The 13,645-nt window shown below is 69.4% G+C and carries 10 protein-coding genes; 4 read left to right on the top strand and 6 right to left on the bottom strand.

Annotation, left to right across the window (positions count from 1 at the left end; translation table 11 throughout):
* Positions 1 to 216: 216 nt before the first annotated feature.
* The 5 genes from GQ464_RS04070 to GQ464_RS04050 all read right to left on the bottom strand — a co-directional run bounded on the left by GQ464_RS04070 (position 217) and on the right by GQ464_RS04050 (position 5,970).
* Complete coding sequence (locus GQ464_RS04070; RefSeq protein WP_166979662.1) at positions 217 to 1,443, bottom strand: NAD(P)/FAD-dependent oxidoreductase; 1,227 nt, start codon at positions 1,441 to 1,443, stop codon at positions 217 to 219.
* A 93-nt stretch (positions 1,444 to 1,536) separates the two neighbouring features.
* Complete coding sequence (locus tag GQ464_RS04065; protein ID WP_166979660.1) at positions 1,537 to 2,538, bottom strand: 4-hydroxyproline epimerase; 1,002 nt, start codon at positions 2,536 to 2,538, stop codon at positions 1,537 to 1,539.
* Between the two features lie 185 nt (positions 2,539 to 2,723).
* A complete protein-coding gene (locus GQ464_RS04060; RefSeq protein WP_166979658.1) occupies positions 2,724 to 4,322 on the bottom strand; it encodes an aldehyde dehydrogenase (NADP(+)) in 1,599 nt (532 codons plus the stop codon).
* A 77-nt stretch (positions 4,323 to 4,399) separates the two neighbouring features.
* Complete coding sequence (locus GQ464_RS04055) at positions 4,400 to 5,065, bottom strand: GntR family transcriptional regulator (protein ID WP_228350577.1); 666 nt, start codon at positions 5,063 to 5,065, stop codon at positions 4,400 to 4,402.
* Positions 5,062 to 5,970 carry a dihydrodipicolinate synthase family protein gene (locus tag GQ464_RS04050; protein WP_166980702.1) on the bottom strand — a complete coding sequence of 303 codons (909 nt, stop codon included), beginning with the start codon at positions 5,968 to 5,970 and terminating at the stop codon, positions 5,062 to 5,064. The genes GQ464_RS04055 and GQ464_RS04050 overlap by 4 nt, the downstream gene beginning before the upstream one ends.
* Positions 5,971 to 6,167: 197 nt before the next feature.
* Between GQ464_RS04050 and GQ464_RS04045 the strand changes: the two genes are divergently transcribed.
* From GQ464_RS04045 to trxA, 4 genes are all read left to right on the top strand, one after another.
* Positions 6,168 to 7,286: a S1C family serine protease gene (locus GQ464_RS04045; RefSeq protein ID WP_166980704.1), complete on the top strand. Its 1,119-nt coding sequence runs from the start codon at positions 6,168 to 6,170 to the stop codon at positions 7,284 to 7,286.
* A 170-nt stretch (positions 7,287 to 7,456) separates the two neighbouring features.
* Entirely contained in the window at positions 7,457 to 9,400 is a 1,944-nt protein-coding gene (gene ftsH / locus GQ464_RS04040) for an ATP-dependent zinc metalloprotease FtsH (protein ID WP_166980706.1), read from the top strand.
* Between the two features lie 48 nt (positions 9,401 to 9,448).
* On the top strand, positions 9,449 to 10,609 hold the full coding sequence (locus GQ464_RS04035; RefSeq protein ID WP_166980708.1) for a VLRF1 family aeRF1-type release factor: 1,161 nt from the start codon (positions 9,449 to 9,451) through the stop codon (positions 10,607 to 10,609).
* A 57-nt stretch (positions 10,610 to 10,666) separates the two neighbouring features.
* Complete coding sequence (trxA, locus tag GQ464_RS04030; protein ID WP_166980711.1) at positions 10,667 to 10,999, top strand: thioredoxin; 333 nt, start codon at positions 10,667 to 10,669, stop codon at positions 10,997 to 10,999.
* Positions 11,000 to 11,145: 146 nt separating this feature from the next.
* On the opposite strand, the gene GQ464_RS04025 is transcribed toward trxA, so the two are convergent.
* Positions 11,146 to 13,644: a TonB-dependent receptor gene (locus GQ464_RS04025; protein WP_166980713.1), complete on the bottom strand. Its 2,499-nt coding sequence runs from the start codon at positions 13,642 to 13,644 to the stop codon at positions 11,146 to 11,148.
* Position 13,645: the final 1 nt, after the last annotated feature.

Here is a 13,645-nt window from a genome sequence, read left to right as displayed (position 1 = left end):
GGAGGCTGCATGGAAGGGTACCAGAGGACCCGAAGAGGCGGGAAGCCGGGAGCAGACCGGGGTCGCGGGCAAGAACGCGCCAGGGTTTCCGCGTAGATGAAGTAATAACATAAGGAAATGCCCCCGCATTGTACAGATGTGGTGATGCCACAGGGATTTGAAGGGGCATCCGATATGCAAAAAGCTAGTACGTGCCGGGAGCGGGACGGTTGCACTTCAGCCGAAGCGGCCGGGGGCGAAGGGGGCCAGGTCGAGCGGGGGCGGGGTGCCCGCGAGCAGGGCCGCGATGAGCCGTCCGGTAACGGGGGCGAGCGTCAGGCCCATCATGCCGTGGCCGGTGGCGACGTACAGGCCCGTCACGCCGGGGACGGGGCCGAGGTAAGGGAGGCCGTCCGGCGAGCAGGGGCGGAAGCCCGCCCAGACCGGCGCGTCGGTGTCGGGCGTGTAGGTCCGGGCCAGGCGGCGCAGCGGCTCCACCCGGCGCGGGTCGATGCGGGCGTCGAAGCCGACCAGGGACAGCGTCCCGGCGAAGCGGAGCCGTCCGGGCATCGGGGTGACGGTGAGCTTCTCTTCGGTGAGGATCATGGGGAGGCGGGGGCCGCTTTCCGGTGTGGGGACGGTGAGGCTGTAGCCGAGGGCCGGCTGGAGCGGCAGGCGCAGGCCGGCGTCCCGTACCAGCCGGCCGGACCACGCGCCGGCGGCCAGCACCACGTGCGGCGCCCGGAGAGCGCCCGCATCGGTCTGCACGCCGGCCACGCCGCCGCCCTCCCGCAGGAGCCCGGTGACCGTCTGTCCCGTGTGGAAAATCACCCCCCGCGCTTCGAGGGCGGCGGCGAGTGCGCGGAGGAAGGCGTCGGGGTCTACACGGCCATCGTCGTGGTAAAGCACCGCGCCCGTGGCTGGCGTGCGCAGGGCCGGCTCGCGTTCACGCACGGCCCCGGCGTCGAGCCGCTCGACGCGCAGCCCGCAGCGCTCGGCCAGGTCCGCCGCCTCCAGGTTTGCCCGCCGCCCCTTCTCCGTGTGAAAAAGCATCAGCAGGCCCGTCTGTGCGTAGCCGATGTCGCCCAGGTCGGTCTGCAGGGCTTCGAAGAGCTCGACCGAAGCCAGGCTCAGGTCGCGCAGCAGGGGGGCGCTTCGGGTGACATGGGTTGCGGTACAGTGCCGGCGAAACGTCCACAGCCAGTGCGCCAGGTCGAGGTCGGTGCGGGGACGGAGGTAGAAGGGGCTGTCCGGACGGAGGAGCCAGCGGAGCCCCTGCTTCACGACGCCCGGCGCGGCCAGCGGCACCACGTGGCTCGGCACGATCATCCCCGCGTTGCCCGCCGAAGCGCCCGTGCCCACCGGCTCCCGCGCCACCACGGCCACGTCGAAGCCTTCATCCCGGAGGAAGTACGCCGTGCACAACCCCACGGCCCCCGCTCCCACGACGATCACATCCGGCATGGCGTTTTGCGTTTCGGGTTTCACGTTCAAGGTTGAACGTTCGGATTACAGGCAACGTGAAACGTTCAACGATCAACGTTCAACGATGGCGTGTCACACCACCAGAAACCCGTGGGCGTACGGGTCTTCGTCGTCGATGAAGATGGTATTCAGCCCGGTGACGATGGCCCAGCCGGCGATGCTGGGGATGATGGCCTCACGCCCGCCGACGGTGGTGCGTCCCTCCACGCGCCCGTGGAAGAGGCTCCCGATGATGCTCTCGTGTACGAACGTGTCGCCCACGTCGAGGCGTCCCCGGGCGACCCACTGCGCCATGCGGGCCGAGGTGCCCGTGCCGCACGGCGAGCGGTCGATGGCCTTGTCGCCGTAGAAGACGGCGTTGCGGGCGTGGGCCTCCTGCTTCGTGGGTGCGCCGGTCCAGAGGACGTGGCTCAGCCCCCGGATCGTCGGATCCTCGGGGTGGACGAACGTGTGCGCCTCGTTCAGCCGGGCCCGGATCACGGGGCTCCACCGGATCAGGTCGGCGGCGGTGTGGTCGGCCAGGTCGCGGTAGTTTTCCTGCGGGTCGACGATGGCGTAGAAATTTCCCCCGTAGGCCACGTCCACGGTCAGCGTGCCCAGGTCGGGGCATTCGACGGTCAGCCCCTCGGCGGCGAGGAAGGCCGGCACGTTGACCAGCCGCACCGACCGGACGCGCGTGCCCTCCATCGTGTAGTGGGCGTCGACGCGGCCGGCGGGGGTGTCCAGCCGCACCACGCCGGGGGTGCGCGGGGTCACCAGCCCGTGCTCGATCATCACCGTCACCGTGCCGATGGTGCCGTGGCCGCACATGGGCAGGCAGCCGCTCGTCTCGATGAACAGGATCGCCACGTCGCAGTCGTCGCGGGTGGGCGGGTAGAGGATCGCGCCGGACATCATGTCGTGCCCGCGCGGCTCGAACATCAGCCCGGTGCGGATCCAGTCGTACTCGGCCAGGAAGTGCTGCCGGCGCGCACGCATCGTGTCGCCTTCGAGCGGCGGCCCGCCCCCGGCGACGACCCGCACCGGGTTGCCGCACGTGTGGGCGTCGATGCAGAAGAAGGTGTGGCGGGACATGGGGTCGTGCGTTTCGGGTTACACGTTGTGCGTTTCGGGTTACACGTTGTGCGTTTCGGGTTACACGTTGTGCGTTTCGGGTTACACGTTGTGCGTTTCGGGTTACACGTTGTGCGTTTCGGGTTACACGTTGTGCGTTTCGGGTTACACGTATGCGTCGTTCGGGAACCCCAACGTGCAACGTTTCAACGTGCAACGTGCAACGGCTCCCGCGTGAACGTGCCGTCGACGAGGCGCCAGAGGCCGTGCGGGTTGTCGTCGCGAAGTTCGGGGGGGAGAGCCTCTTGCGGGAAGTTCTGGTAGCAGACAGGCCGTGCGAAGCGGAAGATGGCGGCGGTGCCGACCGAGGTGGAGCGCACGTCGGTGGTGGCGGGGTAGGGGCCGCCGTGGTGCATGGCGTGGCACACCTCCACGCCCGTGGGGAAGCCGTTGAAGATGAGCCGCCCGACGCGGTCCTCGAGGAGTCGGACGAGGCCCGCGTGGGCGCGGAGGTCGTCTCCGGTGCCGTGGAGCGAGGCCGTCAGGTTGCCTTCGAGCCTTCGGGCGAGGCGCTCGAACGTGGCGGGGTCGTCGCACTGTACCACCAGCGTGGCCGGGCCGAAGACCTCCTCGTGCAGGTGGGGGGTCCGGGCGAAGGTCTCGGCGTCGGTGGTGAAGACAGCGGGCCGGGCGGGGGTGGCGGTGTCGCCGGCCGGGCCGGCGGCGACGGGGCGGACGCCCTCGGTGGCCTGCCAGCGGCCGAGGCCGGCCTCGTAGGCGGCCCGGATGCCGGCGTGGAGCATCGTCCCGGCGGAGGTGGTGGCCAGCACGGCGCCCAGGTGGCCGAGGAAGGCGTCGAGGGCGTCGCCGCGCGGGGCGAAGACGAGGCCGGGGTTGGTGCAGAACTGCCCGGCGCCTAGGGTCACCGAGGCGGCGAGCCCTTCGGCCAGCGCCTCGCCCCGCTCGCTCAGGGCGCCGGGGAGGAGGAAGACCGGGTTGACGCTCCCCATCTCGGCATAGACCGGGATGGGGTCGGGACGCGCAGCGGCGGCGTCGAAGAGGGCGCGGCCGGCGCGGAGCGAGCCGGTGAAGCCCACGGCCCGCGTCTGCGGGTGCCGCACCAGCGCCAGCCCCGTCTCGGGGGTGGCGCCATGGAGGAGGGAGAAGGTGCCGGGCGGGAAGCCGGTGGCCGCCACGGCCCGGTCGATGGCGCGGCCCACCAGCTCCGAGGTGCCGGGATGCGCCGGGTGGGCCTTGCACACCACCGGGCAGCCCGCTGCCAGCGCCGAGGCGGTGTCGCCGCCGGCCACGGAGAAGGCCAGCGGGAAGTTGCTGGCGCCGAAGACGACCACGGGACCGAGGGGGATGAGCATCCGCCGCACGTCCGGCTTCGGCACGGGCCGGCGGTCTGGGTCGGCCGTGTCGATGCGGGCGCCAACCCACGAGCCGTCGCGGACGACCCCGGCGAAGAGGCGGAGCTGGCCGGTGGTCCGGCCCCGCTCGCCGCGCACGCGCCCCTCGGGCAGGCCCGTCTCGGCCATCACCCGCTCGATGAGCACGTCGCCGAGGGCCTCGATCTCGTCGGCGATGCGTTCGAGGAGCGCGGCCCGTTCATCGGCCGTCCGTGTGCGCCCCGTGTGGAAGGCTTCCGTGGCGGCGTCCAACGCCCGGTCGATCTCGTCGGGGGTGGCTTCGGGATAGGCCGGCGCCAGCGCCTCGCCGGTGACGGGGTTGACGGCCTGGATCACGGCCGGCCCCGCCCCCGAAGGGGTGCCGGCGATCAGATGCTTTCCGTGGAGGGTCATGCGTTTCACGTTACAGGTTGGACGTTGCGCGGTGCACGTTCGGGTGGGTCAACGGTGAACGTTCAACGTGGACCCGTTTACGGTGCCACGCCGAAGGTGACGGTTCGGGCGAAGGCGTCGAGGTAGTCGATGAGGGCGTCGGAGGCGGCGACGGCGGCGTCCGGGTCGCCGGCGGCCACGGCGTCGAGCAGGTGGGCGTGGAGGTCGGCCGAGCGGCGCAGGTCGCCCTCGTGGCGGTACTGGTACCAGAACCGGCGGCTGTGGGCGTGGAGGGGGGCGAGCGCCTGCGTGGCGAACGGGTTGCGGGCGGCGGCGGCCAGCAGGTCGTCCCCGGCATGGTCGGCCCGCATGAAGGCGTCGAGGTCGTCGCGGGCGGCGGCGTCGCGGAGGCGGCCGGCGCAGGCAGCGAGGGCCTCGCGCTGGTCCGGGATGGCGCGGCGGGCGGCCCGCTCGGCCACGAGCCGGTCGAGGACGCGGCGCGTCTCCAGCAGGGCGAAGATGTCCTGGAGCTTGATCTCGGTCACCATCATGCCCCGGCGGGGGAGGGCCACCACGAGGCCCTCGGCGGCCAGCCGCTGGAGCGCCTCGCGCAGGGGCGTGCGGCCGATGCCGATCCGCCGGCTCAGCTCGGCCTCGGAGAAGACGTGGCCGGGCGGCAGCTTCAGCGTGACGATCATCTCCTCGACGACGTCGTAGGCGCGGGCGGCCAGCGTCGGTGTGGCGGCGGCAGGCGTCTCGCTCATGGCGTCACCGGCAGGGAGGGACGCTTCGCCAGCGCCGCCTCAATGATCTCCCGGATCCGCGCCCGTTCCTCTCCTTCGAGCGGCAGGCGCGGGGGACGGACGTGTTCGGTGCCCAGCCCCACCATCGCCTCGGCCAGCTTGATGTTCTGCACCAGCTTCGTCGAGACGTCCAGGTGCAGCAGCGGCATGAACCAGCGGTAGAGGGCCCGGGCCTCCGCCAGCCGCCCCGCCCGGGCCAGCTCGTAGAGGGCCACCGTCTCCTCGGGAAAGGCGCAGACCAGCCCGGCCACCCAGCCCTCGGCCCCCAGAAGGAGGGCCTCCAGCGCGAGGTCGTCCACCCCGCAGAAGATCCGGTAGCGGTCGCCCACCAGGTTGATGATGTCCGTGATGCGCCGCACGTCGTCGGACGACTCCTTGATGGCGACGAACCCGGGCTCATCGGCCAGCTCCGCGAACATCTCCGGCGTGACGTCGACCCCGTAGGAGACGGGGTTGTTGTAGAGCATGATGGGCCGGTCGGTGGCCGCGGCGACGGTGCGGAGGAAGGTGAGCGTCTCGCGGCGGTCGGAGCGGTATAGCATGGGCGGCAGGAGCATGAAGCCGTCGGCGCCTTCGGCCGCGGCCCGCTCGGCGAAGCGGCAGGCGTCTGCGGTGGTGCGCTCGGCGATGCCGGTGAGGACCGGCACGCGCCCGCCCGCCGCCTCGCGGACCGTGCGGAGCACCTCCAGCTTGTCCTCGGGCGAGAGGGTGCTGCTCTCGCCCAGCGAGCCGCACACGATCAGGCCGTGCACGCCGGCCGCGATCATGGCTTCGGTGTGGCGCACCTGGGCCTCGGGGTCCAGGCGACCGTCTTCCGTAAACTTGGTGGTGACAGCGGGAAAGACGCCGCGCCAGGGAGTCGTCATGATGCGTGTTTGCAGGAATGGTGAGTGGGTTGATTTAGAATATACACCGTTGATATATCAGTTGCATGTCAAAGCTGCGTGCGGAAAGGAATTTTTTTCGGGAAGATTGGGGGTAAAGGGCCTAACCGGTAGGGGGATCACTGCGTTGTTTCTGCTGTCCCCCTATATTGACCCGGAATATTCAGCGGAGCAGCATCATGAATCGACAGATCACGGTACGCGTGGGGCACCTGGTGGTGGCCCTGTTGATCGGTGTCCTCGGCTTCGTGGGCGGGGTGGCCTGGCAGTCGGCCACCCGGCAGGCCGCGCAGCAGGCGGCCCCGCGCCCGGTGACGCCGCGGGCCGACCTCACCGAGGCGGAGAAGGCCACCATCGCCCTCTTCGAGCAGGCCTCCCCCTCGGTGGTCTACATCACCTCGCTGACGGTGCAGCGCGACTTCTTCTCGTGGAACGTCACCGAGATCCCCCGGGGCACCGGCACGGGCTTCGTGTGGGACGACGACGGCCATATCATCACCAACTTTCACGTCATCCAGGGGGCCAACCGGGCGCTCGTGACGCTGGCCGACCGCACAACGTGGGAGGCCTCGCTGGTGGGGACGGCGCCCGAGAAGGACCTGGCCGTGCTTCGCATCGAGGCGCCGGCCGAACGGCTCCGTCCCATTCCGGTGGGCACCTCGTCCGACCTGCGGGTGGGGCAGTCCGTCTTCGCCATCGGGAACCCCTTCGGCCTTGACCAGAGCCTCACGACGGGCGTCATCAGCGCCCTGGGCCGCGAGATCGAGTCGGTGGCCCGCATCCCCATCCGCGACGTCATCCAGACCGATGCCGCCATCAACCCCGGCAACTCGGGCGGGCCGCTGCTCGACTCGGCCGGTCGTCTCATCGGCGTCAACACGGCCATCTACAGCCCCTCGGGGGCGTACGCCGGCATCGGCTTCGCCATCCCGGTGGACGTGGTCAACTGGGTGGTGCCCGAGTTGATCGCCTACGGGCGGGTGCGGCGGCCCAGCCTGGGGATCGAATTCGCCTCGGCCCAGGTGACGCGGCGGCTCGGCATCGAGGGGGCGCTCGTCATCCACGTCGAGCCCCGCAGCGCGGCGGCCCGGGCCGGCATCCGCCCCACCATGCGCGACCGCTTCGGCTACCTCCGCCTGGGCGACATCGTCGTCGCCGTCGACGGGCAGCCCGTCCGTTCGGCCAACGACGTCATCCTGGCGCTCGAGCGCCGCAACCCCGGCGAGGTGGTCAACCTCACCCTCCTTCGCGACGGCGACGAGGTGATCGTGCCGGTGACGCTCGAAGCCTACCGGTGAGCAGGGTCGCCCCTCCGTCAGGCCGGGGACTGACAGGGCGACCACGGGCCGCCACGTTGTCCCAGGGATGACGGACGCGTTCCGGGTTGCTTCTGCCAGGACTGGCAGGACCGGCCGCGTCGGAACGGGGCTTGAGGCGGCACGGTCCGGTCATCAACCCGGGACGTCGCATGGAAAAGCCTGTCAAATTTTCACTCTGGTACTACCTGTTCGTGTTGCTGGGCCTGCTGGCCCTGCAGTACTGGTTCTTCTCCGGCCTGGAGGGGCCGCGTGAGATCTCATACACCACCTTTCGGGAGAAGGTGCGGGCGGGCGAGGTCGAGCGCGTGGTGATCCTGCCCGAGCGGATCGTCGGGGTCTTCCGGGACACGACCGCCTCCGACGCCGGCACCGACACCACCATCTCGCTGGGGCCCACGGCGCCCTGGCGGCTCCGCCTCGACCGCATCGAGCGGCAGATGGCCCGGCAGTTCACCGTCACCCGCCTGCCCGACCTGGAGGACCCGGCCCTGCTCGCCGACCTCGAAGCGGCCGGGGTGGACGTGAGCGGGCGCATCGAGTCCAACTTCTTCCGCAACTTCTTCCTCAACTGGATCCTGCCCTTCCTGATCCTGATGGGCCTCTGGGGGTTGATCTTCCGCCGGATGAGCGCCGCGCAGAACAGCATCCTGAACGTGGGCCGCTCGAAGGCCCGGATCGTGGCCGAGGATCCGAAGCACCAGGTGACGTTCAGGGACGTGGCCGGGGTGGACGAGGCCGTGGAGGAGGTGCGTGAGATCGTCGCCTTCCTGAAAAACCCGCAGAAGTACACCCGGCTGGGGGCGCGCCTGCCCAAGGGGGTGCTGCTGGTGGGGCCGCCCGGCACCGGCAAGACGCTGCTGGCGCGGGCCGTGGCCGGCGAGGCCGGCGTGCCCTTCTTCTCCCTCTCCGGCTCCGACTTCGTCGAGATGTTCGTCGGCGTGGGGGCGGCCCGCGTGCGCGACCTGTTCCGGCAGGCCAAGGAGAAGGCCCCGTGTATCATCTTCATCGACGAGATCGACGCCATCGGCAAGAGCCGGGCGCAGGTGGCCGTCGTCGGCGGGCACGACGAGCGGGAGAACACGCTCAACCAGCTCCTGACCGAGATGGACGGCTTCGAGGGCACCGAGGGCGTCATCATCATGGGTGCCACGAACCGCCCCGAGGTGCTCGACCCGGCCCTGCTGCGCCCCGGCCGCTTCGACCGGCAGGTGCTCGTCGACCGGCCCGACATGAACGGGCGCGAGGCCATCTTCCGCGTTCACACCCGCCGCCTGCAGCTCGACGAGAGCGTGGACCTGCGCCGGCTCGCCGCCCGGACGCCCGGCTTCGTGGGGGCGGACATCGCCAACGTGTGTAACGAGGCGGCGCTGCTGGCGGCCCGCAAGGGCAAGGAGCGGATCTCCATGCGCGAGTTCGAGGAGGCCATCGAGCGCGTGGTGGCCGGGTTGGAGAAGAAGAACCGCCTGATCAACGAGGAGGAGCGGAAGATCGTGGCCTACCACGAGAGCGGCCACGCCATCGTGGGGTACTTCACCCCCGGCGCCGACGAGGTGCAGAAGGTGTCCATCGTCCCGCGCGGGCTCGGGGCGCTCGGCTACACGCTCCAGATGCCGCTGGAGGACCGCTACCTGATGCGCCGCTCCGAGCTGCTGGGCAAGATCAAGGGGCTGCTCGGGGGGCGGGCCGCCGAAGAGATCGTCTTCGGTGAGGTGTCCACCGGCGCCTCGAACGACCTGGAGCGCGTCTCGCAACTGGCCCGCCACATGGTCACGGTCTACGGCATGAGTGAGAAGCTGCCCAACCTGTCCCTCGTGCAGAACGCCGGTCCCGGCTTCCTGGGGCAGGGGCCGCAAACCGAGCGCCGATCCGAGCGCATCGAGCAGTTGATCGACGAGGAAGTGCTCCACATCATCCGCACCTGCTACGAGGAGACGAAGGCGCTCCTGCAGGAGAAACGCGACCTGCTCGACAAAATGGCGACGGCGCTCCTCGAAAAAGAGGTCCTGGATGCCGACGAGATCCGGGCCCTCCTGGGACCGAAACCCGAAGCCGCGTCGACGGATCACGTGGCACAGAAGGTCACAGACACATGAGTTCCTTCGACGCCGATCAACCCTTGATGACGACGGGGAGGTGATGGTATGAAACATGGGATCGATATCCTCGCCGCACAACTGGAAACGCTGGATGCGCCGGTGCTTTCGCTCTATCTGGACGTGAACCCGGCGCACGCCGACAACCTGGCAGAAGGCTACCGTATCCGTGCCGAGAATGCGATGAAGGCGGCCGGTGTGCCGCGGGCGCTGATCGACGAGGTGGTCGCCCGCTTCCAGGTCGACCCGCCGCACCGGCACGGCCGCACCCTGGTGCTCTTCGCCACGGAGGACCCCGGGGTGTTTTTCGAGACGCACTACCTGCAGGTGGACCTGCCGCTCGTCTCAGAGATGGAGCGCGTCGTCGCGCGGTGGGGCGTGCCCTACGTGGCCCCGCTGTTGCTCGCACGCGACGAGTACGAGCGCTATGCCGTCGTCTACATGGACCGCGCGCGCTGGCGGTACTTCGACGTCCATATGGGCGAGATCGAAGAGGTGAAGGAGGCCTTCCTGGCCGTGGACACCACCGCATGGCGCAGGCTGACCGAGCCGGCCGCCGGTTCGCCCGCCGTCCCGGCCGTGGGGACGGGGCACGACCTCTATGAGGACCGCGTCGAGGCATGGGTGCACCGTTTCTACAAGGACGCCGCCGGGCTGCTGGAGAAAGCGATGGCGGCGCGGGGGGCAGAGCGGCTGATCCTGTGTGGCCCCGAGGAGCGGCGCGTCGCCTTCGAGGAGGTGCTGCCGAAGGCCGTCCGGGAAAAGGTGGTGGCCCGTCTCGCCGGATTGCCCTACCCCGATGCCGCGCCGGCGCAGGTGCTCGCGCATATCGAAGACGCCGTCGAGGAAGCCGAGCGGGCCGGCGAGATGGCGCTGCTGGGGCGCATCCGGGAGCATGGGGTGTGGGGGCTGGGCAACGTGCTGCCGGCCCTCCAGGAAGGACGGCTTCAGACGGTGGTCGTGCCGTGGTCGCCCCGGGTGCTCTTCGAGACGGTCTATCGTTGCTCGGAGACGGGGCTGGTCGTTTCCGACGAGGCGACGGCCGTGCGCACCTGCGCCGCCGGTACCGCGCCGGAGCACGTCCGCCTCGACGAGGTGTTGCCCGGGCTGGCCCTTCGCCACGGCAGCCGCCTCGAGTTCGTCCGCGGCGAGGCCGAGCGCCTGCTCACCGAAGAGATGGGCGGCATCGCCGGGCTCCGGCGCTGGTAAGGCCACGTACCGCGACGCCGAGATTCAGAGGTAAGGGCAAACAAACCAGTGGGATAGATGAACGATCTGCCTGAATTCTTCCAGAAGGAGGTGCTCGACAAGAGCCGGCAGAAGCCGGTGCTGGTCGATTTCTGGGCGCCGTGGTGCGGGCCGTGCCGCGTGCTGGGACCCACCCTCGAAAAGCTCGCCCGCGAGAGCAAAGGAAAGTGGCGCCTGGTGAAGGTCAACACCGACCGGCACCCCGAGCTCTCGATGCGCTACGGCGTCCGGGGCATCCCCGCCGTGAAGCTGTTCGTCGACGGCGAGGTGCGCGGCGAGTTCGTAGGGGCGCTCCCCGAGCCGGCCATCCGCCGCTGGCTCGACGAGCACCTGCCCGCCGCGGCGGCTTAAGAACAACGCGGGCGTGGACGATACAGGAAGAGGTAACTCCTCAAACCATCCCAGTACGGTCCACGAGGGCCTTCCTCCTGTCCGGGGGAAGGCCCTCGTCGTTTCCGGCAGCGGCGATTCCAGGGGCGTCCGGCCCGGCCGCGTGTCTACAGGGTCAGGCCCAGGGTCAGATACAGGCTGCGCCCTTCCGCCGGGATGATGCCCGGGCCGGGATAGCCGGTCGCGCGGCGGGTGAAGTAGTGGTGGTCGGTCAGGTTGTTGACCCCGGCCTCGAGCCGGTAGCGGCCGAACGTGTAGGCCGCCGAGAGGTCCATCACGTGATAGGCCGGAATGATCCCCTCGATGGCCGTCGGCGTCCGCAGCGCATTGGAGGCATCCGAGAAATGTTTTCCCACATAGGAGAACTGGTAGGCGACGGCCAGCGGTCCCGTGCTGAACGTGAGCCCGGTTTTCAGGTTGATCGGCGGTACGAGCTCGACGTCGTTTCCCGCAATGCCGTTTTCCCGGGACCGGGCGTATTTCGCGGAGATCAGCGCGAGGTTCGAGAACACCGACAGCCGGGTGGGGCTGTTGCTGCCTGCCAGCACCTTGTAGAGGTCCAGTTCGGCGAACGATTCGATGCCGTAGATCCGGGCGTCGGCGATGTTGGTGCGGAACCGGAAGGTGCGGTCCACCAGGTTGTTGAACTGCGGGTTGGGGGCGGTCCGGAGTACGGTACCGATCCGATCCCGGTAGAACAGGTGGAACAGGCTTACGTCGTAGGTGAACACCCGGCCGTGGGTGCCGCGAAGGCCCAGATCCAGGTTGAACCCGTGCTCGTCCCGGATGTCCGGGTCCACTTCGAGGCTGCCCACGTTGACGCGGATGTCGTTGAAGTTGATGGCCCGGTAGTTCTGGGAAAAGTTGGCGTAGACCTCCAGGGCGCTGGCGGGCTTGTAACTCAGCCCGATCCCGAAAAAGACGAAAGAGCGGGTGTGCGACCGCCGTTCTTCGATACGCTCGTCCAGGAGCACGTTGCCGGCCAGGTCGCGGACGGTGTTGCGGTAGTAGCCGTCCGCCTGCGTCCGGATGTATTCGAACCGGATGCCGGGGGTCACACTGAGGCGGGGCGTGACGTTGAAGATGTTTTCGGCAAAGACGGAGACGTTGCGGCTCGGGAGGTCGAAGTCGGAGCCTTCCAGGTTGTCGGGGTTCAGGTAGGTGAAGTCGGGGGCGCGCCCGTCCGGGCCCTCACCCTGCCGGCGGTGGGTGAAGCCCCGGTAGATCCGGGTGCCGACCAGCAGGACCGACACGTCGTGGAGGAAGGGATACCGGTGGATCAGCCGGGTTTCGTTGCCCCAGTTCCGGTAATCGTCTTTGAGCAGGTCGCGGTTGCCGCCGAGGTCCAGCCGGTCGATGCGGCCGAGGTTGCCCAGGGCGTCGCGGCCGGCCAGCAGCCCGAAGAAGCGGGTGTTGAGGCTGGTGCGGCTCGAGAACCGGTAGTCGGCCCGCAGGGCGAACAGGTTCCAGTGGACGCGGAACCAGTTTCGTTCCCGGGTCGACTGGCGGGGGTTGGCTTCGAACTGCGCGTCCGTGAGGCCTCCGGGCTGGTGTGCCAGGTAGTACATGTACGTGTACTCGGGCCGGATCGACAGCGCGGGGAGGGGCCGGTAGGTCAGGGCGGCGTAGGCCGTGTGCTGGTCCAGTTCCGCGTTCGGCCGCCACCCGTCGCTGCGTTTGTACTGGTAGAAGCCATAGTAGCGCGTGGGGCCGGCCGTGCCCCCGATGCTGGTGAAGGTGTTCAGCAGTCCGAAGGAGCCGGTCGAGAGGCGAGAGGTGACTTCGACTGGTTTCGTCTCCGGGCCGTCCTTGAAGACGAAGTTGAGCAGGCCGCCGAACTGGGTGCCGTACTGCAACGAGGCGGCCCCCCGGACGATCTCGATGCGGGAGAGCGCCTCGGTGGGCGGGGTATAGTAGCTTTCCGGGTAGCCGAGGGCGTCGGCGGCGATGTCGTAGCCGTTCTGGCGGGTGTTGAAGTTGGCATTACGGTTGGGGCTGAGGCCCCGGCCGCCCAGGCCCAGTTGCAACCCGGCGCCGTCGCTTTCCCAGATGTTGAGCCCGGCCACGCGGCCGTAGATCTGCCGGCTGTTGTTCGTCGCCAGGTTGGCCGTCAGCTCGTCGATCACCACCACCTCGCTCTTTTTGGCTTCGTAGAGGGCGACGCCCTCGACGTCCACCGGCCGCAGCCGCGTCAGGGCGAAGGAGGCTTCCGCCGGCTCGCGGACCGTGATCTCACCGAGCTCGGTCTCCAGGAGGGACAACGTGAAGTCGGCCCGCACGGGGTGGTCGGCGACGGTCACGTGCTGCGTGGCAATGCGCTTGCCGGTGAGGTAGGCGACGACGGCGTAGCGGCCGGGGTTCACGTTCCCGATGGCGTAGGTACCGTCCGGCCCGGTGACGTCGAAGGCGGCGGTCGTGGCGACGATGCGGTGCGCCCCGCCGGGCGTGTCCGGGAGGGCCTTCGTGACAAAGACCGTGGCGCCCACCACGGGGGCCCCGTGCTCGTCGACGACGCGGCCGGAGACGGAGAAGGGCTGCGCGGCGGCCGGAGCGACGAGCGCCGCCAGGCAAACCATCCCTGCGCCGAGTAGAAACAGGTGCTTCATC

The sequence above is a fragment of the Rhodocaloribacter litoris genome, from assembly GCF_011682235.2.
Taxonomy (GTDB): domain Bacteria; phylum Bacteroidota; class Rhodothermia; order Rhodothermales; family ISCAR-4553; genus Rhodocaloribacter; species Rhodocaloribacter litoris.
This window is presented reverse-complemented; position numbering and strand designations above follow the sequence as displayed.

Coding starts and splice junctions, on each gene's coding strand:
- GQ464_RS04070 (WP_166979662.1), bottom strand. CDS start 1,443: ATGCCGGATGTGATCGTCGTGGGAGCGGGGGCCGTGGGGTTGTGCACG.
- GQ464_RS04065 (WP_166979660.1), bottom strand. CDS start 2,538: ATGTCCCGCCACACCTTCTTCTGCATCGACGCCCACACGTGCGGCAAC.
- GQ464_RS04060 (WP_166979658.1), bottom strand. CDS start 4,322: ATGACCCTCCACGGAAAGCATCTGATCGCCGGCACCCCTTCGGGGGCG.
- GQ464_RS04055 (WP_228350577.1), bottom strand. CDS start 5,065: ATGAGCGAGACGCCTGCCGCCGCCACACCGACGCTGGCCGCCCGCGCC.
- GQ464_RS04050 (WP_166980702.1), bottom strand. CDS start 5,970: ATGACGACTCCCTGGCGCGGCGTCTTTCCCGCTGTCACCACCAAGTTT.
- GQ464_RS04045 (WP_166980704.1), top strand. CDS start 6,168: ATGAATCGACAGATCACGGTACGCGTGGGGCACCTGGTGGTGGCCCTG.
- ftsH (WP_166980706.1), top strand. CDS start 7,457: ATGGAAAAGCCTGTCAAATTTTCACTCTGGTACTACCTGTTCGTGTTG.
- GQ464_RS04035 (WP_166980708.1), top strand. CDS start 9,449: ATGAAACATGGGATCGATATCCTCGCCGCACAACTGGAAACGCTGGAT.
- trxA (WP_166980711.1), top strand. CDS start 10,667: ATGAACGATCTGCCTGAATTCTTCCAGAAGGAGGTGCTCGACAAGAGC.
- GQ464_RS04025 (WP_166980713.1), bottom strand. CDS start 13,644: ATGAAGCACCTGTTTCTACTCGGCGCAGGGATGGTTTGCCTGGCGGCG.